This is a genomic window from Ruegeria alba, assembly GCF_022321465.1.
In the GTDB taxonomy this organism is placed as follows: domain Bacteria; phylum Pseudomonadota; class Alphaproteobacteria; order Rhodobacterales; family Rhodobacteraceae; genus Ruegeria_B; species Ruegeria_B alba.
The window spans coordinates 15,798-39,273 of sequence record NZ_JAKOEM010000030.1; the positions used below are offsets into that span (position 1 = coordinate 15,798).

At 62.0% G+C, this 23,476-nt stretch carries 21 protein-coding genes; 14 read left to right on the forward strand and 7 right to left on the reverse strand.

The features are described from left to right. Positions 1 to 417: 417 nt before the first annotated feature. The 7 genes from MB818_RS20430 to MB818_RS20460 are packed head-to-tail and all read right to left on the reverse strand — an operon-like array spanning position 418 to position 9,561. Complete coding sequence (locus MB818_RS20430; protein WP_238906253.1) at positions 418 to 2,052, reverse strand: type I restriction-modification system subunit M; 1,635 nt, start codon at positions 2,050 to 2,052, stop codon at positions 418 to 420. Then, positions 2,049 to 3,176, reverse strand: a complete 1,128-nt coding sequence (locus MB818_RS20435) for an ATP-binding protein (RefSeq protein WP_238906254.1) — start codon at positions 3,174 to 3,176, stop codon at positions 2,049 to 2,051. Before MB818_RS20435 ends, MB818_RS20430 begins: the two co-directional genes overlap by 4 nt. Positions 3,177 to 3,179: 3 nt before the next feature. Continuing rightward, the gene (locus MB818_RS20440) at positions 3,180 to 4,394 is read right to left on the reverse strand and encodes a restriction endonuclease subunit S (protein ID WP_238906255.1); all 1,215 of its coding nucleotides are present in this window, start codon (positions 4,392 to 4,394) and stop codon (positions 3,180 to 3,182) included. Beyond that, on the reverse strand, positions 4,381 to 7,347 hold the full coding sequence (locus tag MB818_RS20445) for a type I restriction endonuclease subunit R (RefSeq protein ID WP_238906256.1): 2,967 nt from the start codon (positions 7,345 to 7,347) through the stop codon (positions 4,381 to 4,383). Before MB818_RS20445 ends, MB818_RS20440 begins: the two co-directional genes overlap by 14 nt. A gap of 29 nt (positions 7,348 to 7,376) precedes the next feature. Continuing rightward, complete coding sequence (locus tag MB818_RS20450; protein ID WP_238906257.1) at positions 7,377 to 7,805, reverse strand: hypothetical protein; 429 nt, start codon at positions 7,803 to 7,805, stop codon at positions 7,377 to 7,379. Continuing rightward, positions 7,802 to 9,109 carry a recombinase family protein gene (locus MB818_RS20455; RefSeq protein WP_238906258.1) on the reverse strand — a complete coding sequence of 436 codons (1,308 nt, stop codon included), beginning with the start codon at positions 9,107 to 9,109 and terminating at the stop codon, positions 7,802 to 7,804. The genes MB818_RS20450 and MB818_RS20455 overlap by 4 nt, the downstream gene beginning before the upstream one ends. Beyond that, positions 9,106 to 9,561: a DUF2924 domain-containing protein gene (locus MB818_RS20460; protein WP_234237353.1), complete on the reverse strand. Its 456-nt coding sequence runs from the start codon at positions 9,559 to 9,561 to the stop codon at positions 9,106 to 9,108. Before MB818_RS20460 ends, MB818_RS20455 begins: the two co-directional genes overlap by 4 nt. Positions 9,562 to 10,100: 539 nt before the next feature. Here MB818_RS20460 and MB818_RS20465 point away from each other — a divergent pair. From MB818_RS20465 to MB818_RS20530, 14 genes are all read left to right on the forward strand, one after another. Next, positions 10,101 to 10,847: a hypothetical protein gene (locus MB818_RS20465; RefSeq protein WP_238906259.1), complete on the forward strand. Its 747-nt coding sequence runs from the start codon at positions 10,101 to 10,103 to the stop codon at positions 10,845 to 10,847. Then, complete coding sequence (locus MB818_RS22105; protein WP_238906260.1) at positions 10,844 to 12,706, forward strand: 7-cyano-7-deazaguanine synthase; 1,863 nt, start codon at positions 10,844 to 10,846, stop codon at positions 12,704 to 12,706. The genes MB818_RS20465 and MB818_RS22105 overlap by 4 nt, the downstream gene beginning before the upstream one ends. Positions 12,707 to 12,910: 204 nt before the next feature. After that, a complete protein-coding gene (locus MB818_RS20475; protein ID WP_149139787.1) occupies positions 12,911 to 13,120 on the forward strand; it encodes a helix-turn-helix transcriptional regulator in 210 nt (69 codons plus the stop codon). Positions 13,121 to 13,130: 10 nt separating this feature from the next. Next, positions 13,131 to 13,619, forward strand: coding sequence for a hypothetical protein (locus tag MB818_RS20480; RefSeq protein ID WP_238906261.1), 489 nt, complete (start codon positions 13,131 to 13,133; stop codon positions 13,617 to 13,619). Then, positions 13,619 to 14,494 (forward strand): ATP-binding protein, encoded by an 876-nt coding sequence (locus tag MB818_RS20485; protein ID WP_238906262.1) that lies wholly within the window; start codon positions 13,619 to 13,621, stop codon positions 14,492 to 14,494. The genes MB818_RS20480 and MB818_RS20485 overlap by 1 nt, the downstream gene beginning before the upstream one ends. Positions 14,495 to 14,513: 19 nt before the next feature. Next, entirely contained in the window at positions 14,514 to 15,122 is a 609-nt protein-coding gene (locus MB818_RS20490; RefSeq protein WP_238906263.1) for a hypothetical protein, read from the forward strand. A 14-nt stretch (positions 15,123 to 15,136) separates the two neighbouring features. After that, complete coding sequence (locus MB818_RS20495; protein ID WP_238906264.1) at positions 15,137 to 16,825, forward strand: DEAD/DEAH box helicase; 1,689 nt, start codon at positions 15,137 to 15,139, stop codon at positions 16,823 to 16,825. Between the two features lie 3 nt (positions 16,826 to 16,828). After that, positions 16,829 to 17,239, forward strand: coding sequence for a DUF6511 domain-containing protein (locus tag MB818_RS20500; protein WP_238906266.1), 411 nt, complete (start codon positions 16,829 to 16,831; stop codon positions 17,237 to 17,239). Continuing rightward, positions 17,239 to 18,006: a PD-(D/E)XK nuclease family protein gene (locus MB818_RS20505; RefSeq protein ID WP_238906269.1), complete on the forward strand. Its 768-nt coding sequence runs from the start codon at positions 17,239 to 17,241 to the stop codon at positions 18,004 to 18,006. Before MB818_RS20500 ends, MB818_RS20505 begins: the two co-directional genes overlap by 1 nt. After that, complete coding sequence (locus tag MB818_RS20510) at positions 18,003 to 20,324, forward strand: AAA family ATPase (RefSeq protein WP_238906270.1); 2,322 nt, start codon at positions 18,003 to 18,005, stop codon at positions 20,322 to 20,324. The genes MB818_RS20505 and MB818_RS20510 overlap by 4 nt, the downstream gene beginning before the upstream one ends. A gap of 336 nt (positions 20,325 to 20,660) precedes the next feature. After that, a complete protein-coding gene (locus MB818_RS20515; RefSeq protein ID WP_439653305.1) occupies positions 20,661 to 21,197 on the forward strand; it encodes a hypothetical protein in 537 nt (178 codons plus the stop codon). Beyond that, positions 21,194 to 21,394: a hypothetical protein gene (locus MB818_RS20520; RefSeq protein ID WP_238906271.1), complete on the forward strand. Its 201-nt coding sequence runs from the start codon at positions 21,194 to 21,196 to the stop codon at positions 21,392 to 21,394. Before MB818_RS20515 ends, MB818_RS20520 begins: the two co-directional genes overlap by 4 nt. Continuing rightward, positions 21,387 to 21,773, forward strand: a complete 387-nt coding sequence (locus MB818_RS20525; RefSeq protein ID WP_234237366.1) for a DUF6362 family protein — start codon at positions 21,387 to 21,389, stop codon at positions 21,771 to 21,773. The genes MB818_RS20520 and MB818_RS20525 overlap by 8 nt, the downstream gene beginning before the upstream one ends. A gap of 423 nt (positions 21,774 to 22,196) precedes the next feature. After that, a complete protein-coding gene (locus MB818_RS20530) occupies positions 22,197 to 23,444 on the forward strand; it encodes a DNA modification methylase (protein WP_238906272.1) in 1,248 nt (415 codons plus the stop codon). Positions 23,445 to 23,476 lie beyond the last annotated feature (32 nt).

Below are 23,476 nucleotides of genomic sequence, written 5' to 3' on the forward strand. Positions count from 1 at the left end.
ATCATTAAAACAATGCCTCAAGGTGGAGAAGGTTGGACTGCAGGCCCGTCCCCTCCGCCACTAGCCCTTTAGAAAGCGTTCTCCCCATCCGGCTGCGGCCGGATTTTTACGTTGTTTTCGAGGGTTATGCGGGCGGGGCTGAGCACTGGCCTCGTCGCCAGGAGGTCCGGATGCGATCTCTCTGGGCCGATATTCTCTGGACCTTATGACTGCGCGGATTTGGTGAATTTCTTGCAATGCATTGGTGTGCAATGAAAATTTCAAGCGCCAGAAATTGACTTCGATGCCAGGGGCGCTCGGTGGGATGGGACCGGGGTCGAACTTTCGCCGGAGTTGGTTAAGTGAAAGCGCGACGCTCGACTTCTGAGCAAAGCGATTGCCACAGTGCCGCATCGATTTGTGTGGCACGCCGAGCCATCAATCCGTCCCAGCGTCTAGACCGAGAGGCAAAGGTGGCAGACCGAGTTCCTCAAGATACCCGTTGTGCGTCTTCGCCGCTGACTGGATTTTTTTCTGAAGAGCGCCAAGCTGGCCGTGCACAACGGCAAGCTCGACTTCCTGCTCGGTTCCGGCCGTGCTCACATAGCGAGAGATGTTGAGATTGAAGTCGTGCTCCCTCTCGATCTCCTCGAGACTGATCACCCGCGAATAGAGGTCTTCTTCCTTGCGGTGCATGTAGGTTTCGACGATCTTATCGATGTGCTCGGGCAGAAGCGCATTCTGCCGCTTGCCTGGCTGAAAATGCTCGGCCGCGTTGATAAACAGCACGTCATCGGTCCGTTTGCACTTTTTCAGCACCAGGATGCACACAGGGATTCCGGTCGAGTAGAACAGCTTGGCCGGCAGGCCGATCACGGTGTCGATATTGCCGTCCTTCAGGAGCTTGGTGCGGATCGATTTCTCGGCGCCGCCCCGGAACAGAACGCCATGAGGCAGGATTATCGCCATGGTTCCGTCCTTAGCCAGGAAGTGGAACCCGTGCAGCAGAAAGGCGAAATCTGCTGCCGACTTGGGCGCGAGGCCGTGGTCCTTGAAGCGGAAATCCTTCGCTATTTCCTCGGTCGGATTCCAGCGGTAGCTGAAGGGCGGGTTAGCGACCACTGCATCGAACTCGACCTTTTTCGCTGGATTCGGCTCGCGCAGGATGTCCCAGTCGTTTTCCAAGCTGTCGCCATGGTGGATGTCGAACTCGCTGTCCCGCATCCCGTGCAGCAGCATGTTCATCCGGGCGAGGTTGTAGGTGGTGATGTTCTTTTCCTGCCCGTAGATCTTTCCGATACCATGTTTACCCATGTGCCGTCGCACGTTGAGAAGCAGTGAGCCCGAGCCGCAGGCGAAATCGTAGACGCGGTTCAGCTTGTCGCGCTTGCCCGATGCCGGGTCCTGACTGTCGAGCGTCACGATGCCCGACAGTATGCTGGAGATCTGTTGCGGGGTGTAGAACTCGCCAGCCTTCTTGCCTGATCCCGCGGCAAACTGGCCGATCAGGTATTCGTAGGCATCTCCCAGAAGGTCGCGCTCGCTGGGGAACCCGGCGAGCCCTTCGGCGATCTTCTGAATGATCGTGCAAAGCCGCGCGTTGCGTTGCGGATAGGTCCTGCCCAGCTTGTCGGAATCGAGGTTGATCTCGGAAAAGAGGCCCTGAAAGTTCGAAGAGAAGGACTCGGTCTCGATGAACCTGAAGCCGGCTTGCAGTGTCCTGAGAAGCGCGTCGCTCTGGGTACGGGCCATCTCGGCGATGGAACTCCAGAGGAATTCAGGTTTGATGACGTAATGTACTTTGCGGCGCATCACCGCCTCGAATTCCGCGGTGTCCTCCGGGTTTCGTTCATACCAGACGGCGAGCGGCGAACGGCGGTCGTTTGTCGGTAATTCGGGCCAGTCGGCTCCAAGCTCAGTCTTGGCTGCGTCCTCGTAATTGTGCGACAGGTACCGCAGGAACAGGAACGAAAGCATGTAGTCGCGGAAATCGTCCGCGTTCATCGCGCCGCGCAGTTCGTCGGCGATGGCCCAAAGTGTCCTGCCCAGCCTAATCTGGTCCTGTTCGGTCATGCTGCTGTCTCCTCTGCTTCAACCTCAGGGAAAAGTTCGGGGTTGAAGCGATAGTCGTTCATGAAGTTCTCGAGTATCTTGCGGAAGATGTCCTTGTTCTCTGGCAGCATCTCGGCCGGCTCGAACAGGGAGTAACCGCCGTGGCTCAGGAGCTGCACATAGCGGAAATGCAGCGTGCCGTCCTCGTCATCCGGGTCGCGCTTCATCACGTCGCCGAAATGGGTGAACCCATGAAAGGTAGCGGTCTTTTCAATGATGCTGCGCAGGATCGTGAAGTGATAGGTGAAAAGATTTCCCGACTGTTCAGCCTCGTGTAGCGCCTTCAGCATCGCAACATGGTAGAAGCGCGGTGTCTGGCCCGTATCGCGCAGCTGCCAGCCAGCCGCCTCACGGCTCAGGAAGAACTGCCAGGGCCTGCTCAACTCGTTGCACAGCACGTTAAAGAAAAGCGTGTGGTGGGAGGAAACTACGGCCTTCAGTCTGTCCTGGTCCTTCAGCATCCGTGCCAGATGCGCCGCCACAGCGATGGCGTTATTTTCGTCAAGCGAAGAGATGGGATCGTCGATGAACAGGTATTTCACCCAGTCATAGGCTTCCTGCCCATCCATCGCGAGTTGCGCCACGGCCAGGAAGAAGGACCAGATGAACAGGTTCTCCTCGCCGCGCGAGATCTTGATGGGCACAGGTACATCTTCGTCCCTGGCGTTCTTCGCCGTCTCGCGCCAGAAGAGGACCGTGCCCGCGCCATAGTCGATCTGGAAGTCGAAGTCGGCATGGCGCCGCAACAGTGGGCGGATGCGGTTTTCCATCTCGAGTTCGGCGAGCCCGTTGAAGAAGGCGGAGGCCGTGTTCATCCGCAGCACGCGGTCACGGTCATTTTCCAGGTCGTTGTCCCAGCTGAAGAGGTCTTCGGTGAAGGCGTTGAAATAGAGCGTGTCACGGGCCGTGACCGCGCCGCCCTCATCGCGTGCCTTGCCGAGTTCCTTGAACGCCATCGACAGGCGTGTCTTGCCGGTGCCGTTGTGGGCAAAGAGCAACGTGCATTTCTTGTTCTTCGCCTCGATCTCCTGCCGCAGGTGGGCGGCAAGCGCTTCGAGCGTGGCGAAGGTCTGCGCTTCAGCCATGGATCAACCGGCCTCCCGCGGGAAAAGCTGCTGCATCAGGCCGTGCTTGTAATTCTTCAGCGTTTCGATCTGCTCGCCCTGCGCCCGGATCAGCTCGTCGAGCGATGACAGGCAATCGGCAATCTCTTGTTGTTCTGCTAGTAAGGGGGGAACTGCCAGTTGAAGCCTTTCCAGTTGCGTAGGGTAAAGATGAACAACGGAGTCACCTTGCGCGACTTTGCTGATTTCCGATTGCAGATTGCCGCGTATGTAATAGGCCAAAAAGCACCCCTGCAATGGCGTGCGAAGAATGTTTAGGTCACCCCCCAAAGCAACGCCTGCCGATGTTACACACGATGCTGTTGCGATATCCTCCTTGGTCTCACCAGATGCCGGAACGATCACATCGCCTTCTTCGCTAAGGACAAGATCTGCTGGATCGGCGTCAGTACGCGAAGCTACCTCACGAATGATCTCGCCATAAACGGTGTAAAGCTCGCCGTAGCGGACGCACGGCAACGCTCCGTCCGGCGCAATGTCGGACTTGGATATGCCCTTGCCTTTGACGATCGTTCCTATCTCCCCCAACCGCTTCAAGTCCCATGGGCCGGCGTTGCGGAATTCGGGGAAGCGCAGGCGGGGCACGGTCTCGTTGGGGCGGGGGAAAAGGCGTTGCATCAGTCCGCGCTTGTGGTCCTGCAGCGCCGCCAGCCGCGCGCCTTCCGCCCGGATCAGATCGTCGAGCGAGGTCAGGAAGTCTGCGATCTTCTCCTGTTCGCCAGATTCCTCTCGAGGATACGGAACAAGCTTTTCCTTGAGTGCTGAGAAATGGCGGTTGTAGCCCTTTTGCTCGACAGGATTTGCCTGCAACGAACGAAAAAGAAAGAGCGCACCGATCTCTTCAGACGGCGACAGGATCTTGATGCCATCCGCACCCTGAGCAAAGGGAGAATCCGCCAGTTTCACAACGCAAGAGTGATCGCCGAAGATCACGACCGGGAAGTCTGCCTCGATCAGCGCGGTTTCGTCATCGGTCCAACCACAAATGTCAGCCGGTGACTGATCGATGATCGGGATTTGACCGGACGACTGATAATCGGTCGTCTGGATTTTCTTGGGCGGCGTGATCGTGGCGATCAACTCCCCCAACCGCTTCACCTCCCACGGCCCGGCATCGCGGAATTCGGGAAAGCGCAAGCGGGGGACGGGGCCGTGTTTTTGGGCTTCAGTTTTCTTCATAGACTTCCAGCCCCGAAATCTCGCGCCCCTCGGCTTTGCGACGAAGAAGCGGAATCAAGTCTTCCATCAGCGCCAGCTCGGCCCGCGCGCGCGCCTTCCATCCCAGCCCCTTGGGCTGGAACAGATCGGCCAGCGCGTCGGGGTCGAAGATGTAGCGGTCGAGGATCAGATCGACGAAGCGCTGCAGCCCCTCTGCCGGCAGGTCGTGCGCCTCGGCGATGCGGGCCAGCTCGGCCATCTGCCGCGCGGCCTTGAAGCGCTCATAGCCCTTGCGGATGTCCTCTTCGCTCAGCCCCTGGCCCTCGGTCAGAGTCGTGACATACGCCTCAAGATCGTCGCGCTCCTCCATCAGCCGGGCGGATGAGGCAAGAAGGCGCATCAGTTCTTCGCGCGTCATCTTCTGCCGCTGCGGCGCAGCCTGGCTAAAGCGTGCGATGAGCCGCATGATATAGTCGTAATCGATGAGCGCCGAGTCGAAGAGTACGAATTCGAAATCGAGCTGTTCGGCGGGGCTGGCGGGGTCGGCCTTGGTACGAGCCTCCTCTTGCAGGCGCCGGGCGACCTCGAGATACTGGGCCGAGAAGGCGCGCAAGTCGTCGCGAGGGATCAGCGCCTCGATCTGCGCCTTCTGCTCATTGGTCAGGTCTGTATACTGGTCGAGCTGGGTGGCGAGCCGCTTGACCTCTTTGAAGCGTTCGATGAAACCCGCGCGCGCCTCGTCGCCCTTGAGGTTGCTCGCCTCCTCGGGGCGGGCCTGAAGCCCACGGGCCGCCATGAAGTCCATCAGCTTCCCGGTGGCGTCTTCGAGCTTCCCGATCACCTTCGGCGCGGGATCGACCAGCCAGACCTCCTTGGCGCGGTCTTGCGCTTCACCCGAGAAGAGCGCAATGGCCTCGTCCACGGCGTCGCGCTGGGCTCGGAAGTCGAGGATATTGCCGTAGGGTTTGGAATCATTCAGCACCCGGTTGGTGCGCGAAAAGGCCTGAATGAGGTTGTGATATTTCAGGTTCTTGTCGACGTAGAGGGTGTTCAGATACTGCGAGTCGAAGCCGGTCAGCAGCATGTCCACCACGATGATGATGTCGATTTTCCTGGCGTGTGGCAGGTCGACATTGGGATACTTCTGATCCTTTATCCGTTGCTGGATGTCCTGATAGTAGCTGTCGAAATTCGACAGATCGTGGTTGGTGCCGTAGCGGGCGTTGTAATCGGCGATGATTTCGGCCAGCGCCGCCTTTTTGCGGCCGGGATCCTTCTTGTTGTCCTCCAACTCCTGAGGCAGGTCCTCCTGTAGCTGGGCCACGTCGCGGTTGCCCTCGGCCGGGGGCGAGAAGACACTGGCGATGTTGAGCGGCCGGAAATCTTCGTCTGCCGCGGCGCGCTCGGTCTGGATTTCTTGGAAAAGGCGGACATACTCGATGGCGTCGTCGATCGAGGCTGTGGCGAAGAGCGCGTTGAATTTCCGCTGGTTGGCGGCGGCGTCGTGCTTTGTCAAGATCGCCTCGACCACGGCTCGCTTGGCCACGGTCTCTCCCGGCTTGATTGATGCGCCGTCGGGTTTGAAATAGTCGACATGGAAGCGCAGAACGTTACCGTCGTCGATGGCATGGGTGATCGTGTAGGCGTGGAGTTCCTTTTCGAAGATGTCCTCTGTGGTGACGAGGCTCGCCTCTCTTCCCTCGACCCGGCTGTAGCTGGCATTCCGCGGGAAGATTGGCGTACCGGTGAAACCGAAGAGCTGGGCGTTGGGGAAGAAATCTCGAATCGCCTTGTGGTTCTCGCCGAACTGCGAGCGGTGGCATTCGTCGAAGATGAAGACGATGCGCTTTTCGCGCAGCGGATCGAGGCGCTCGCGATATTGCCTCTTGTTCGTGCCGTCGAGTGCTAGGCCCAGCTTCTGGATTGTGGTGACGATCACCTTATTCCTATAGTCGTCGGACAATAGCCGCTGCACGAGGGTTTCTGTGTTTGTGTTCTCCTCGACGCAACCAGGCTGGAAGCGGTTGAACTCGTCGCGCGTCTGTTTGTCGAGATCCTTCCGGTCGACGACAAATAGGCATTTCTCGATGTCAGGATTGTCCTTGAGCAGGGTTGAGGCCTTGAACGAGGTCAGCGTCTTGCCTGACCCGGTGGTGTGCCAGATGTAGCCGTTTCCCCGGTTCTCGTGGATACAGTCGACGATCGCCTTGACCGCATAGACTTGGTAGGGGCGCATCATCATTAGTTTCCGCTCGTTCTGGATGAGCACCATGTAGCGGCTGATCATCTCGGCGAGCGTGCATTTGGCTAGAAACTGCTCGGCGAATTCCGAGAGATGCTCGACTTTCCTGTTATCGCGGGCTGCCCAGCGATATATCGGCAGGAATCTCTCCTCGACATTAAAGGAGAAATGCTCGTTGTTGTTATTCGCGAAATACCAAGTCTGGCTGCGGTTGCTGACGACGAATAGCTGAGTGAAGCACAGCAGGCTGTTGCCGTAACCGTTTCCGGGGTCGTTTCTGTAGTCGATGATCTGCTGCATCGCTTTTCGGGGCGACACCTGTAGCGACTTAAGCTCGATCTGTACCAGCGGCAAACCGTTGAGGAGCAAGAGAACGTCATAGCGATGATGGCTGGTCCGTGTATTCATCCGCAGCTGGCTGACGACCTCGAAGGTGTTCCTGCACCAGTCCTTCAGATTCACCAGTTGGTAGTGCAGCGGTGTTCCGTCTTCGCGCTCGAAAGTATTCCAGTTCCGCAGGCGCTCCGCATTCGCGAACACGTCAGGTGTCACGATCACTTCGAGGAGTCGCTCGAACTCGCTGTCCGTCAATTTGACCCGGTTCAGAGTTTCGAATTTGTCGCGGAAATTTCGCTCAAGCTCATCGCGATCACGAATGTCATCGCGCTGCGAATACTTGAGGCTCGCGAGCTTTGTAATGAGTTCTTGCTCGATTTCAGATTCTTTTGTCATTCATTCCGCCGGATTTTTCGGCCGCACCGCTATGCTTGTGCGAGAGGCTTGTTATCCGACAAGTAGCCCCTGCCTACGATTGTGTCGAGATGCTGTCCCTCCCAATCCGCCGGAAACCCCTCCAGCAACCGTCCCAACGTCACCGCCGATTCTTGTTTCCCGTCCAGGATGGCCTCGACGATATCGGGCGCGAGCAACGTCAAACGCAGGACTCGGGTCATGTATGAGGACGCGATCCCCTCGCGCTCAGCGAGTTCGGTGATGGTGGCGAACTCGCCCGAATCGAGCATGCGCTTCCAGCGGAAGGCGCGCGCCAGCGCCTTGACCAGCGTGTTGTCTGGCTTCCGCGCTTGTGCGGCGCCCTCTGGCAACTGCATTTCTTTGCGCCCGCCCCGCCTAACCAGTCGGAACGGAACATGGATGGTAACGGTCTCCGGGACCGATGTTGTCCGGGTCATGCGGCTGCTCGTGCATCTGCGGTGATTTCGCGCGCCAGTGCCGCCAGCCCGTCCATGCGCAGGCGGAGGTTGAGCCCGCTGATGCCGATCTCGACCCGCTCGACCAAAAGCGTCAGGATGCGTGCCTGCTCGGCGGGGAAAAGGTCGTCCCACAACGGATCGAACTTCAGGAGGGCTACGCGAGCGTCGGCCTCGGTGATTCCGTCGTCCTGCGTCCGCGCCGCTTTCCATGTTCCAGCTACGATCTCTGGTTGGCGGAACACGGCGCGCAGTTGATCGACCACTGCCGCCTCGATCTCGCCTGCGGGCACGCGTCCGACCGGGCAAGCTCCGGCACCGTGCTTCAGCACCGTCTGGCTGACATAGTAGCGGTAGAGCCGCCCGCCCTTGCGGGTATGCGTCGGCGAAAAGGCCGCGCCATCCGGGCCGAACAGCAACCCCTTCAGCAGCGCGGGCGTATCGGCGCGAGTGCGCGCGGCGCGCTTGCGGGGGCTTTCGTGCAGGATGGCGTGGACGCGCTCCCAGGTCTCGCGGTCGATGATGGCGTCATGCTCTCCGGGATAGCTCTCGCCCTTGTGGACCGCCTCGCCGATATAGGCGCGGTTGTTCAGCATACGGTACAGGTATTTCTTGTCGATCCTGTTGCCGCGGGGCGTGCGGATCCCGCGCTTGGCAACCTCCCGCGCCAGCTCTGTCCCCGATCCGATCTCCAGGAAGCGGGCGAAGATCCAGCGGACGTGCTCGGCGCTTTCCTTATCGACGACCAACTTCCGGTTTTCGACCCGGTAGCCAAAGGGCGGGATGCCACCCATCCACATCCCCTTCTTGCGGCTGGCGGCGACCTTGTCGCGGATGCGCTCGGCGGTCACCTCACGTTCGAATTGTGCAAAGGACAACAGTATGTTCAGCGTCAGTCTGCCCATGGAGCTCGTCGTGTTGAACGACTGCGTGACGGAAACGAACGTCACGCCGTTCCTGTCGAACACCTCGACCAGCTTGGCGAAGTCGGCAAGCGACCGGCTGAGGCGGTCGATCTTGTAGACCACGACCACGTCAACAAGCCCGTCCTCAATATCGGCCATCAGGCGCTTGAGGCCCGGGCGTTCCAGCGTGCCACCCGAGATGCCGCCGTCGTCAAACTGATCGCGGACCAGCACCCAGCCCTCTGACCTCTGGCTGGCGATGTAGGCTTCGCAGGCTTCACGCTGGGCGTGAAGGCTGTTGAACTCCTGCTCCAACCCTTCTTCGGAGGACTTCCGGGTGTAGACCGCGCAACGGAGCTTGCGGACGACAGGCTTCGTCATGTCCGCCCCCTGTGGTTCTTGAGACCGAAGAATACCCAGCCGTTCCAGCGGGTGCCAGTGATGGCGCGCGCGATGGCGGACAGCGACTTGTACGGCCGCCCCTGCCATTCGAAGCCGTCGGCGGTGACGGTGACGACCTGTTCAACGCCCTGCCATTCGCGCAGCAGCCGGGTGCCGGTGATCGGGCGGTCGCGATCGAGACGGATGCCGCGCTTCTTCTTGTCGCCGCCGTCCAGTTCCTCGCCGAGCCGCTCCAACCGCCGGACCGTCTCAGGCTTCAGCCCGCCATAGGCCAGTTCTTGGATGCGATAGGCGATGCGGCTTTCGAGATATCGGCGGTTGAAGGGCGGCGGTTCGCTGTCGAACAGGTCGCGCCACTGATGCTTCAGGTCGGGTGTCGTCGTGGTCTTGAGCGCGGCCAGGCGCGCGGGGATGGGGTCGTGAGTCGTCATGGTTTCCTCATAGCGTTCGGGGTTGCATGACGGCATCGGTCGGTCGGATAGTGTAGCCGAATTTCTCCAGTATCGTCAGAAGGTTCGCCCCGACCGCGCTGCATCAGCCGGACCAGCCCGAGGGCTAGAAGCCCGCACAACTCGGCCCGACGCTCGGCGGCGGTCAACTGGGTGGGTGGCAGTGGGTTGGGGCGCTTCATCCAGTTTTCCGGCAGAGAAAGTTCGATCAGTCTGACGGTATGGGCGTGACTAATAAAAACAAGCCATTTCAATTAGTTGTCGCGATTCTGAGTGGGACTTCGAAGTCTTTCATATTTTCAAGGCACCTCGCGTTCCTCTTTCGCGAGCATTTCCAAGCATTAACAATGCCTGAAAAGCGAATCACCGTCGGGATCGGCAGCAGCGTCGGAACTTCACGCCGTCCGCTTGCCGATCCCAAGACTTGATAAGACCGCAAAGGCGAGCGTCGAGCAGCGACATATTTGAAAGCTAATTTGATGGGGCATCAGCGTCTTGGAAAACTACCGGCCTACCGCCTGTTGCCCGAAATCATTCGCTTTTTGGTAGATGGCGGGATTCCAACCGAGTCGATTGTCGAACAAATCACCGAATTCGGCCGCGACGCACTGAAATTCGCATTGAAGGACGACGTTTTCATCGAAGCTCTTTGGCTGCTGATCCGGATTCCGCAAGCAATGTCCGCCTCGGATCCGGATTCCGCTTTGGCAAGGATCGGCATCGACAGAACCGAACTTACGTCGGTCTCCAGTGCCCTATTTCAATACGACCGCGCCGTCGAGCGCACGCAGCGGCGTATTCACGATGGCAATACAGACCTTGGAGAAATCGCCCGTCGCGCCGGGCTCTCAGCCTTGGCGGAAGGGATGCAGTCGAATCTTCCGTCTCTCTGGAGCCCCAGCTCAGACGACGTGCAGTCTTCCCTTGCCGGGTTGAAGGGCACCGAGAAGTTCGCCTCCATGGCGCAGAGTTTCTACGCGAATTTTGTCGAGCGCGTGATCCATTACTATGTGGATCGGAACCTCCACAACATGATCGGCCCTGGTCGCATCGCGCGATCCGTCCATGACCTCGAGAATTTCAACGGTGCGATCCGGCGGCATTGCAATGAATCGGCTCTTATCATGCGCGCATTCGCGCGGGACTGGCTAGGAAAGAACCATTATCGGGATGGCAAGGAAATATCGCGCGCAGACACGCGGGCATTTTCTTCCCATGCAGTCGAGAAAATCAGGACCGAGCTCGCAATGCGGAAAGGGACGTCGTGAAGCAGCACTTGATCGAATGCGGTGTGACCGCTCCGTCCAGCGAGGAAGCTATGGTCATGAATGTTCATGGCCCGGCCAAGAACGTCAACCTTCGCATCGACTACATCAGCCGGACGATGCTCTCGAACCTGCCAGATCTGTTGATCGATCTGTTGGAGGTCGCAGCATATGTCTACTGCGCCGATCAGCGCCTTGCCCGTGGATCGGATCAGCTGTCGAAATTCGGTGAAAGCTGGCGGCGTAGCCTGAGGTTCAAGATCCCGGTGCGGGACCTCGCTGTCTGGCAAGATCCAGATGTCCAGGAGGCGTTGATTGACACACTCGGGTTTCTTTCTGACGACAGCTATTCATTCGAATTTCGGCAGGCGGAGACACCGGTTCAGCCCAAGGAACTCTATTTCCACGATTTGATCGACCCCGCCGACGAGCACGACGAGGTTGCGCTTTTCTCCGGTGGAGTGGACTCCTTCGCCGGAGCCGTCACGGATCTCGTCGCCAACAATCGGTCGCTTACTCTCGTTGGGCATTATTCATCGACCAAGGTGAGGTCGGTTCAAGAAGGACTGATAGCGGAATTGACGCGCCGGGGATTTGACCGGCGCCTGTCGTACATTCCTGTTTGGGTCAGCAATGAAGGAGTTCGCGCACGCGAGTACACGCAGCGAACCCGGTCCTTCTTGTTCGCATGCTTGGGACTTGTCGTGGCGAGAATGTCAGGCAAGGACAGATTCAGCTTCTATGAAAACGGCGTGGTCAGCATCAACTTGCCGCTGGCCGGCGATGTTGTCGGGGGGCGTGCCACGCGGACAACGCACCCAAAGGTGCTTCGAGGCCTGGAACAGTTGTTTTCGCTGATACAGGACCGCGAGATCCGGATCCAAACGCCACTGCAATGGCTGACCAAGAAGGAAGTGACGGCGAAGATCGCTTCGGCCGGGATGGCCGACCTGCTTGATCAGACTGTCAGTTGCACGCGTCCCCGAAAATGGACTGAGAGCCAGAAGCACTGCGGCGTCTGTTCCCAGTGCATCGATAGGCGCTTTGGGGTTCTGGCGGCCGGACTCGCGGACCAAGAACCGTCGGACAGGTACATGCAGGACCTGCTCCTCGATGATCGGAGCAGCGGGGACGACTTGCGCATGGCGCTGGCCTACGTGTCGCTGTTCAAGAAGATCGCCGCCACGTCGAAGGAACGGTTTCTGGTGGACTTTCCGGAGATCGTTTCTGCCGTAGGCCATTTCCCCGGTTTGACGGCCTCCGAGGCAGGGGATCGTCTGTACGATCTGTTCCAGCGGCACGCAAGATCGGTCGAGGACGTGATCTCGTCGGCTGTCAGAGAACATGGCACCGCGCTCTATCGCAATGAGCTGCCGGCGGCGTCATTGCTTGCCGCGTGCTATAACCGAGGCCACGTCGAAATCTCGCCGCCATCGAATTACGACACGGATGCAAAGGCGTTCATGGACCGGCTTTCCGTACAGACGCTGGAGTTTGCATTCGACGACGAACAGGAACGTGTGCATTTCCAAGGTGGTCTCACGCTGGAGGGCGCTAATTTCAAGATCGTCGCTGCTCTGATCGAAGCTTTCAGATCTGCCAAGAAGCGCCAAACGGAGGTGCCGTTCTTGCCAGCGCCGGACCTAGCGGATCAACTCAGCATTTCCGAGCAGTCGATGCGTCAACAGCTGAGACGGCTGCGGGAGGCCATCGAGTCACTGAATGTGACTATGGGGATTCCCATGGATCAGGACACGTTCATACAGACTAGGGAACGCGCCGGATACCGACTCAACCCCCTTTGCCGCGAAATCGCCGTCGCAGATATCCTTGCAGTCAGCCCAATAGCCCATACCCCCTGAACCGGCGACGTCACGAACGACGAGGCCTCACGTCACAGAAGCCTTCATCTAGCCCCGATTTATCGGGGCTTTTTCGTGTGCCGGCGTCACAAGAAAAATCATCCTTGATCATATCGGCAAATCTCTAACCCGTTGAAAATGCTCGTATGTCCAAGTGCTTCGGCGCCGCTGGATGTAACGCAAAGCAATTCAACGGAGGCCAGCATGTCACTCAGGCATCTGAACCAAATCGACCTCGCCGATCGCTGGAACATCTCGCATCGCACCCTCGAGCGGTGGCGCTGGACCGGCGAGGGTCCGCGTTTTGTCAAACTTGGAGGTCGGGTCGTCTATCGGCTCGAGGATGTCGAAGCCTTCGAACGTGCGCAGATGCGCGCGAGCACGGCCGACAAGCCCGCCATGAAGTTTGCGTGAGGTGGCGGTCATGACCATCCCGAACCGTATCACCCTCAGTGATCTGCGCAGCATGCAGGTGGGCGCAATTGCTGCGCTGCCGAGCGAGGAAGTCGCTCGCCTCCGCCTGGAGGCAGAAGAGCAGTTGCGGAATGCCAAGAGCCTCTGCGACTGGATCGATGGGGCCGTCGCTCTGAAATTCGGCGATCGGGCGCAAGACATGCGCCGTGCCGAGGGCAAGAACACCGGCACGATCTGGTTCCACGATGGCACCGTGACGATCGTCGCAGATTTGCCCAAGCGCGTCGATTGGGATCAGGTCCGTCTTGCTGCCTTGGTCGAGCACATCCGTGAAGCCGGCGACGATCCGGCACAATACGTCGACGCCTTCTTCGATGTGTCTGAGCGCAAGTATTCCGCTTGGCCGACCCGTATCCGCTCCGTCTTTGAAGACGCGCGCACCGTCCGGACCGGAAAGCAGAAGTTTCGCCTAATTCATCATGTCGGGGAGGAACACTGATGGCCCTCCCCATCATCGGCGCCGATCAGCGGCTGGCCGAACAGCGTGGCGTCAAGGGCTGCATCTTCGGGAAATCCGGCATCGGGAAGACCTCGTTGCTCTGGACCCTCGATCCGGGCCGCACGCTGTTCATGGATCTCGAGGCGGGCGATCTTGCCATCGAGGGCTGGGCGGGCGACAGCATTCGGCCGCGGACCTGGACCGAATGCCGGGACTTTGCAGTGTTCATCGGCGGGCCGAACCCGGCGCTGCGCGACGAGCAACCTTACAGCCCGGCGCATCATGCCGCCGTCTGCCAGAAGTTCGGCGATCCCGCCGCGCTCGACCGGTTCGACACGATCTTCGTGGACTCGATCACCGTCGCCGGGCGGCTGTGTTTCGGCTGGTGCAAGGGGCAGCCCGAGGCCTTCTCGGAAAAGACCGGGAAGCCGGACGTGCGCGGCGCCTACGGGCTGCACGGCCGGGAAATGATCGCCTGGCTGACCCATCTCCAGCACACGCGGGCGAAGAACGTGTGGTTCGTCGGGATCCTCGACGAGAGGCTCGACGACTTCAACCGCAAGGTCTTCCAGCCGCAGATCGACGGCTCGAAGACCGGGCTCGAACTGCCGGGGAAGGTCGACGAGGTGATCACCATGGCGGAACTGAAGTCCGAGGGCGGCGAGCCCTACCGGGCCTTCGTCTGCCAGACGATCAACCCTTGGGGCTTTCCGGCGAAGGACCGTTCCGGCCGTCTGGACCGGATTGAGGAGCCGCATCTCGGCCGCCTGATGGCGAAGATCCGGACGCCCGTGAGCCCGGCCTCCGCCCGGCTGACCTACACCCCGCCGCCTGCCGATCCGGCTCCGGCCGATCAACCCAACCCGCAATCCTGATCAGAGAAGGAGGTTCCCCATGGGTTCCTGGAACGATTTCAACGACGCGCAGTCGAACACCAACCTCATCCCGAAGGGCACGCTGGCCAAGGTGCGCCTGACCATCCGGCCCGGCGGCTTTGACGACGCCTCGCAGGGATGGACCGGTGGATACGCGACCCGCGGCTCGACCGGCGCGGTGTATCTCAACGGCGAGTTCACGGTGACCGAGGGCCAGTTTGCCCGGCGCAAGATCTTCACGCTGATCGGGCTTTACAGCCCCAAGGGGCCGGACTGGGGCAACATGGGGCGCGGCCTGATCCGCGGCATGCTGAACTCGGCACGCGGGATTTCTGACAAGGACCAGTCCCCGCAGGCTCAGGCGGCGCGGCGGATTGGCGGCTTCGCCGATCTCGACGGGATCGAGTTCGTCGCCCGGATCGATGTCGGCACGGATGCGAACGGCGACGACAAGAACGAGATCAGGGCGGCCGTCACGCCCGATCACCGCGACTATGCCGCGGTCATGGGCACTGCGGGTCAACAGTTCGGCGGCGCCGGAAACACGCCCCAACAGCCTGCGGCTACCCAGCCCAGCCAGCCCGCGTCCGCCCCTGGCGCCGCCGGTCGGCCGAGCTGGGCGCAGTAAGGGGGAGACCGGCCATGCGCCTGCGCCCCCGCCAGAAGACCTTCGTCGAGCGCAGCGTGGCTGCGCTCGCTTCCCGCGGCAACACGCTGGGCGTGGCGCCCACCGGTGCGGGCAAGACCATCATGCTCTCGGCGGTCACCGGCGAGATGATCGGCGACGGTGCCAAGGCCTGCGTGCTCGCCCATCGCGACGAACTGACCGCGCAGAACCGCGCCAGGTTCCAGCGCGTTGTGCCGGGCGTCGCAACGTCGGTGATCGACGCCACGGAGAAGTCCTGGGGCGGCCAGGTCGCCTTCGCCATGGTGCCGACGCTGGCACGGGCTTCGAACCTGGCCGACATGCCGCGCCTCGACCTGCTGGTCGTGGACGAGGCGCACCATGCCGTCGCCGACAGCTACCGCCGTATCATCGACCGCGTGCGGGAGGCCAATCCCGACGCCCGCATCTTCGGGGTCACGGCGACGCCGAACCGGGGCGACAGAAAGGGCCTGCGCGAGGTCTTCGATAATGTCGCCGATCAGGTGCGTCTGGGCGAGCTGATCGCCTCCGGCCACCTTGTGCCGCCGCGCACCTTCGTCATCGACGTGGGCGTGCAGGACGAGCTGCGCTCGGTCCGCAAGACCATGTCGGATTTCGACATGGCGGAAGTGGCGGGCATCATGGACCGGGCGCCCGTCACCGACGAGGTGATCCGCCACTGGAAGGAAAAGGCGGGCGACCGGCAGACCGTGGTGTTCTGCTCCACCGTCGCCCACGCCGAACACGTCACCGAGGCGTTCAGGGCAGCGGGCGTTTCCGCCGCGCTGATCCACGGCGATCTGGCGGCCGAGACCCGCAAGGCGATCCTCGCCGACTACGCCGCGGGGGACATCCGCGTCGTCGTCAACGTCGCGGTGCTGACCGAGGGATGGGACCATCCACCCACCTCCTGCGTCGTGCTGCTGCGGCCGAGTTCCTACAAGTCCACGATGATCCAGATGGTCGGGCGCGGGCTTCGCACCGTCGATCCCGAGGAACACCCCGGCATCGTCAAGACCGACTGCGTCGTGCTGGATTTCGGCACCTCGAGCCTGATCCACGGCACGCTGGAACAGGATGTCGATCTCGACGGCAAGACCGAGACCGGCGAGGCGCCAACCAAGACCTGCCCCGGCTGCGGCGCCGATATTCCGCTGGCCGCCATCGAGTGCCCGCTCTGCGGCGAGGCGTTCCCGCGGGAGGACGAAGAGGCCGGTGAAGGTGGCGGTGCCGCGCCGCTCTCGGGCTTCATGATGACCGAGATCGACCTGCTGAAGCGGTCCAGCTTCGCTTGGGTCGACCTCTACGGCACGGACGATGCGCTGATGGCCACCGGCTTCGCAGCCTGGGGCGGCATCTTCTGGCTGGACGGGGTCTGGTACGCCATCGGCGGCGCGAAGGGCGAACGCCCCCATCTGCTGGGTGTTGGCGAGCGCACCGTCTGCCTCGCGCAGGCCGACGACTGGCTGAACACCCACGAGACCGACGAGAGCGCCTTCAAGACGCGCTCCTGGCTGCGCCAGCCGCCGACCGAAAAGCAGTTGCAATACCTGCCGCCCGAGTGCCGGCACGACTTCGGCCTGACGCGCTACCGCGCCTCCGCGCTGATGACCTTCGGCTTCAACAAGCGCGCAATCCGGCAGCTGATCGACACGGCAGCCTCTCCCGAACGGAGGGCGGCATGACTCATGTCCACATCCACCCCCATCACGGCCGACGACCGGCGGCGGCTCTGGCATCCGCGTGGAACGCTCTGTGCTGTCTGCCGTCAACCCACCCGTGGTTTTGGCTGGTTCGATCCGCACCGGTCGAAGCGGCCCCGGCCCTCTGTCTGGTTCTGCTCGATGCCCTGCCAGTCCTTCTGGTCGCGCTTGGCGCGGGAGCGTTTCGCCATGGTTGACCTGACCAAGGAAGAGCGCGCCGCGATCACCGCCACCATGAAGCGCGTCGCCCTGCTGATGGACGAGATCGGCTGGGCCACCCCGCTCGGCGATCTGACCGAGGCCCAGGTGCGCGCGCTGATCGAGGAAGCCGTCGAGGGCTTCCGCGAGGCCATGTCCGACATCGCCCGGGCGCAGACGCCGGAGGTACCGTTCTGATGCTGGACTATAACCGCCGTTCCAGCTTCGCCGACCGGGTCAACGCCGCCGTCGATCGGGCGCTTACCGCCGATCAGGCCATGCGGCCGCCCCGCGACTATCTCGGCGGCTCGCGCCTCGGCCATGCCTGCGAGCGAGCGCTGCAGTTCGAGTTCACGGCGACGCCGAAGGACGAGGGCCAGGACTTCAGCGGCCAGTCGCTGCGCATCTTCGCTATCGGCCATGCGCTCGAGGATCTGGCCGTCGCCTGGCTGCGCGGCGCGGGCTTCGACCTCTACACCCGCAAGGGCAACCGACCCGATGGCGGCCAGTTCGGCTTCTCGGTCGCGGGCGGGCGCATCCGGGGCCATGTCGATGGCATCGTCGCCGCGGGCCCTGAGGGCTTCGAGCTTGCCGTTCCCGCGCTCTGGGAATGCAAGACGATGAACACCAGGAACTGGCGCGCCTGCGTGAAGGACGGCGTCACGAAGTCGAAGCCGGTCTACGCCGCCCAGATCGCGCTCTATCAGGCCTACATGGAAGGGACGGTCCCCGGCATCTCTGCCGCGCCCGCCGTGTTCACCGCGATCAACAAGGACACGGCCGAGCTGCACCACGAGCTGGTGCCCTTCGACGCCGATCTCGCGCAGCGCATGTCCGACCGGGGCGTGCGGATCCTGCAGGCGACCGACGCGGGCGAGTTGCTGCCACGGGTCGCGGCCAATCCCGACTTCTTCGAATGCCGGTTCTGCTCCTGGGCGGATCGGTGCTGGGGGCTCGAACCATGAGCGACGACGGCATCCTGCATTTCAACCCGTGGATGGACTTCAACGACGGGCCGCCGTCCGAGAACCCCTTCGGCTGCGATCCAGACCCCGAGCAGATCGCCATCTTCCTCGACACCGTGTTCAGCTGGTGCGAGGGGTTGATCCCGCTCAGGGGCTTTGTCGACAAGGGTCAGGGCCGGGACGGCAAGCCGCACAACATCTGGATCCCAGCCGACGACACGGCGCCGGGAAAACTCGCGACCTTTGCTGCGTGGGCGAACCGCGAGGGCGCCGCCGTCTACGTCATACCCGGCACGGTCGAGGAACAGGGCCAGGCCCGCGCCGCCGATGTGCTGCAGATGCAGGCCCTCGTCGTCGATCTCGACGCTGGTGACATCCCGGCCAAGCTCGACCATGTCACCCGCCACATCGGAACGCCGACCCTCATCATCGAAAGCGGCGGGCGGACGCCGGAGGGCGCGGCGAAGCTTCATGTCTGGTGGAAACTGACCGAGCCCGCCGAGGGCGATGACCTGGCCACCCTCTGCCGTTTGCGCGGCGACATCGCCGTGAAGGTCGGCGGCGACACGCATTTCCGCTCGGCGCACCAGCCGATCCGGGTGCCGGGCACCGTCTATCACAAGCACGGCCATCAACGCCTCGTGCAGATCCGCGAACATCGCGACGTCGAGGTCGACCTTGCGGATTTCGCCGAACGGGTCGCCGAGATGCCGCCGCTGCCCGGCGTGGGCTTCGCCAGCGACGTTGCCGCGCCGACCGCGAAGCCCGGCATCGACGCGGTGCTCACCACTCCGGTGCGTGAAGGCGCGGTCGACGACTGGTCCCGGTTCCAGGGGGCCAGTGCCGCCATCGGCCATTATGTCCGTCTTGTGCACGAGGGCCGCCTCGACCCCTTCGCGGGCTGGGAGGCGATCTGCGGCTACAACGCCGCAATGCTGCGCCCGTCCTGGCCGCTCGATCGGCTGATGGCCGAGTCCGAACGGCTCTGGGCGCTGCATGTGAAGCGCAACGGCCCGCCGCTCCTGCGCGCAGCCCACGCCAATGCCCCGGCCAGCCCGGTGCCGACCTTCAGCCTCGGCGTGCTCCTCGACGACAAGAGCCCGATGCCCGAGGACATCATCGGCCCCCGCGTGCTGACGCCGGGCGGTCTCCTCGTGCTGGGCGGCGCGCCCAAGGTCGGCAAGAGCGACTTCCTGATCTCCTGGCTCGTGCATATGGCCGCTGGCGTGCCGTTCCTCGGCTTCACGCCGCCCCGACCGCTGCGCGTGTTCTATCTGCAGGCGGAGATCCAGTATCACTACCTGCGCGAGCGCATGCAGCAGATCGCGCTGCCTACCGCCGTGATCGCCGCCGCGCGCGACACCTTCATCGCCACCCCGAAACTTAAGCTGTTGCTCGACGCGGAGGGCGTCTCCCGCGTGGCCGAGGCGATACGGGCCGCATTCCCCGACGCGCCGCCCGACATCATCGTCATAGACCCGATCCGCAACCTCTTCGATGGCGGGCCTGAAGGGGGCGGCGAGAACGACAACACCGCCATGATGTTCTTTTTGAAGGATCGCGTCGAACTCCTGCGCGAGGCCGTCAATCCGGATGCGGGCGTCATCCTCGCCCACCACACCCGCAAGTCGTCAAAACAGCAGGTGAAGGACGACCCGTTCCTTGCCCTGTCCGGCGCCAGTGCGCTCAGGGGCTTTTACACCTCGGGGCTGCTCATGCATCGGCCGGATGAGGACAGCACCGTCCGCAGGTTGGAAATCGAACTGCGCAACGGCCCCGCGTTGCCCGGCAAGCTCATCGACAAGGTGAAGGGCGAATGGGTCGAGCTGAACCCGATGAACGAGCGCCTGGTGCGCAAGGAGGTCGGCGCCAAACTCGATGCCGAACGGCTGCGCAAGCATGATGTCATCCTCGGCATGCTGCTGGATGAGGCGGCGAGCGAGCGCCTCTACACCGCGATGCAATTCGCCGAGACCTTCGAGAACCGGGGCGGTCTGGGCAGCAAGCATACGATCCGCGAGCGCCTCAGCGTGCTGGCGACCAAGGGCTTCGTGAAGTTCCTGCGCGATCCCTCGGGGTTCGGCTTCCCCGTCACCCGGTCACGGTTCGGCTACCTCTGCGTCGAGGGCATGCAGTTCGGCGCGCCCGTCGAGCATGTCGATCCGGACACCGGCGAGGTCACCACAACCGCCCGTCCGGTCCTGCCCAGCCACTTCAAATGCCCCCAGTCCGGGCTCTGCCTGCAGGTCGAAAACCCCGCCGTCTGGGTCTACCCGGAGGGGCTGGAGGGCGACCTCACTCATATGAGTGAGGCCTGACTCATATGACAGCGGCATGTGTGACTTCAATAAAATCAATGGGTTACGATATGATATGTCTTAGGCGCCCATGTCATGACCGAAGATTTTTCGAGATCATTTTTATGAATGATTTCAGCACCTTGGCTGCCTCGGAACAGTTAGGTGCTAAACCCCCATACTACGTATGGGGAGGCCACCCCTTGGGGTTGGCCTCTCCTCCCGTACGTCAGGGCCGATTGCGCGGGCCACCTGAGCCTCCCCCAGCTTTCCGATGCGACGACGGCGGACCACCTCGGCCGACACCTCGGCCGCCATCGTCTTCCCCGAGCAGCCAATCATAAGAGGAGACCACTCATGGCTGATATGACTCTCCCGAACGTCACGTCCGACGTACCCCTGAAAAGTCCGACGCCCCCGGCGCCGACCCGCACGATCCTCGCCCTTGATCTCGGCACCACCACCGGCTGGGCCCTGCGCGGTTATGATGGTCTGATCACCACCGGCACGGCCAGCTTCAAACCCGGGCGCTATTACGGCGGTGGCATGCGCTATCTGCGCTTCACCAACTGGCTGACGGAACTGGACCGGTTGTCCGGTCCGATCGCGGCGATCTGGTTCGAGGAAGTGCGTCGTCACGCGGGCACCGATGCGAGCCACATCTACGGGGGTCTGATGGCCTCGCTGACCAGCTGGGGCGAATTGCGTGGCATTCCTTACGAAGGCGTGCCCGTGGGCACCATCAAACGCCATGCTACAGGCCATGGCAATGCGAACAAACAAGCCATGATCGCGGCGGCCCGAGCCCGTGGCTACAGCCCGGCGGATGACAACGAGGCTGACGCAATTGCCATCCTGCACTGGGCCCTTGAGACCCAAGGCGGTGTGGCATGAGGCTCTACCCCAAGGGCTATGGCGGCCACCGCCGCGATCCCGAGACGGTCAAGCGGGAGGGTTGGCATGAACAGCATGTACTGGCCGTGTCGCTGGACGACCCGCGACTGACCTGGCCTGAGCGCGAAATCGTCCGTCAGCTTGGCGAGAAGCTTTACGGCAAACGCGCTGCAGGTGGGGAGGTGCGTCATGGCTGACCACATCTGGACCGCCGAGGATGTCGCCGATCACTTCGAGGAGGCGTTTCGCACCCTGCGAAAGCTGCCGCCCGTGAAGGTGCAGGGCTACTTCAACGCCTGGCCTCAGATCGTGCGGTCGGAAAAGGAGATCCTCGCGATGGAGCCCGAGCCCATGCGCGTCTGGCCCTCGGCCGCCGCGATCACCCGGCTCGAGCAGACCTTCGACTGGGTGCTGTGGCTCGGCGAAGACGAACGCCGCCTGATCTGGTGGCGGGCGGCCCGGCGGCCCTGGAAGGAGATCACCTACGAGCTGGGCGTCGACCGTAGCACCGCATGGCGGCAGCACAAGCTCGCGCTGACCAAGATCGCGAGCCGACTCAATGCTGCAGCTGCATGAAGTGTTGCAACACTTTTGTTTTCGACAGCTGCAACAAAATCATGCTATACGAAGCATATGATGGGGAGAGTGCGTCGCAGAGACGTCTCTCCCCGTTTTCGTTCCGGATTTGGGTGGTTCGAAGCGGTGAAACGGTGACCGGTTTTTCGAAAAAACTGTCTCCGCTCAAAGTGTTGAGAAACCTAACCCGTTGAAATTGAACGGTTCCTTTCCGGGCTCAAACGTATGCTGGGGGGCTTGGCGCGACGCTTTCCCAGTGACACCTTGAAAAACACCCGTTTCGTTTCGCTTTGCGCTCAAAACCAACAAAACAAGGGCCTGACGGCCTGAATACCCCCGCCTGAACCGAAACGGGGGGCGGACCCCATTTCGTTTTTCGGACCAGACCCGTTTCGCGCATCAAGCATCCCCAAGGACATCACCATGGACGTCGTCGACCTTCCGCTCGAGCAGATCATTCCCTATGCGCGCAACCCGCGGCGCAACGAGCAGGCCATTGCCACGGTCGCCGCCTCGATCCAGGAATTTGGCTGGCGACAGCCCATCGTCGTGGACGAGGCGATGGTCGTTCTGGCCGGGCACACCCGGCTGGAAGCGGCGCGCAAGCTTGGGTTCAAGACAGCCCCGGTACATGTCGCCAAGGGGCTGACCGCGTCCCAGGCCCGCGCCTTCCGGATCATGGACAACCGCTCGAGCGAGAATGCCGAGTGGGACAAGGACCTCTTGAACCTCGAACTGGCCGATTTGCTGGAGGCGGATTTCGACCTCGGGCTGACCGGCTTCACCGAGGACGAGTTGAACGGGCTGATGTCGAGCCTTGAGGAAGGGACCGGCCCGCAGGAGGGCGAAGACGAGATCCCGGAGACACCGGAAGATCCCGTCAGCCGGCCCGGAGATCTCTGGGTCCTCGGCAACCATCGGCTCCTTTGCGGTGACAGCACGGTCGCCACGGATGTCGAGCGGGTGCGGAACGGCGTTTCGCCGCTCCTGATGTGCACAGATCCACCCTACGGTGTGGAATATGACCCCTCCTGGCGCAATCAGGCGGGAGCGGCCAAGACCAGGCGAACTGGCAAGGTGCTGAACGATGACCGCGCCGACTGGCGCGAGGCCTGGGCGCTGTTCCCCGGCGATGTCGCCTATGTCTGGCACGGCGCGCTGCACGCGGCGACCGTGGCGGAAAGCCTCGAGGTTGCGGGCTTCACCATCCGGTCCCAGATCATCTGGGCCAAGGACCGGCTGGTCCTGAGCCGGGGCGATTATCACTGGCAGCATGAACCGGCGTGGTATGCCGTGCGCAAATCCGGCAAGGGCCATTGGGCAGGCGACCGGAAGCAGACGACGCTCTGGCACATCTCTGGCAAGGACCAGGACGAACAGACCGTCCACGGCACCCAGAAGCCCGTGGAGTGCATGCGTCGGCCGATCCTGAACAACTCAAGCCCGGGTCAGGCGATCTACGAGCCCTTCATGGGATCGGGCACGACACTGATCGCGGCCGAGACCACGGGCCGCGTCTGCCTCGGTATCGAGCTGAACCCGGCCTATGTCGATGTGGCCGTCCAGCGCTGGCAGAAGTTCACAGGGAAACAGGCCATGCTGGATGGCGATGGGCGCAGCTTCGACGAAATCTCGACCGCTCAGCCGCCTGGGGCGTCAGACGCGGCATAGAAGCGAATGTCCGCAATCGCCACGTCCGCCTC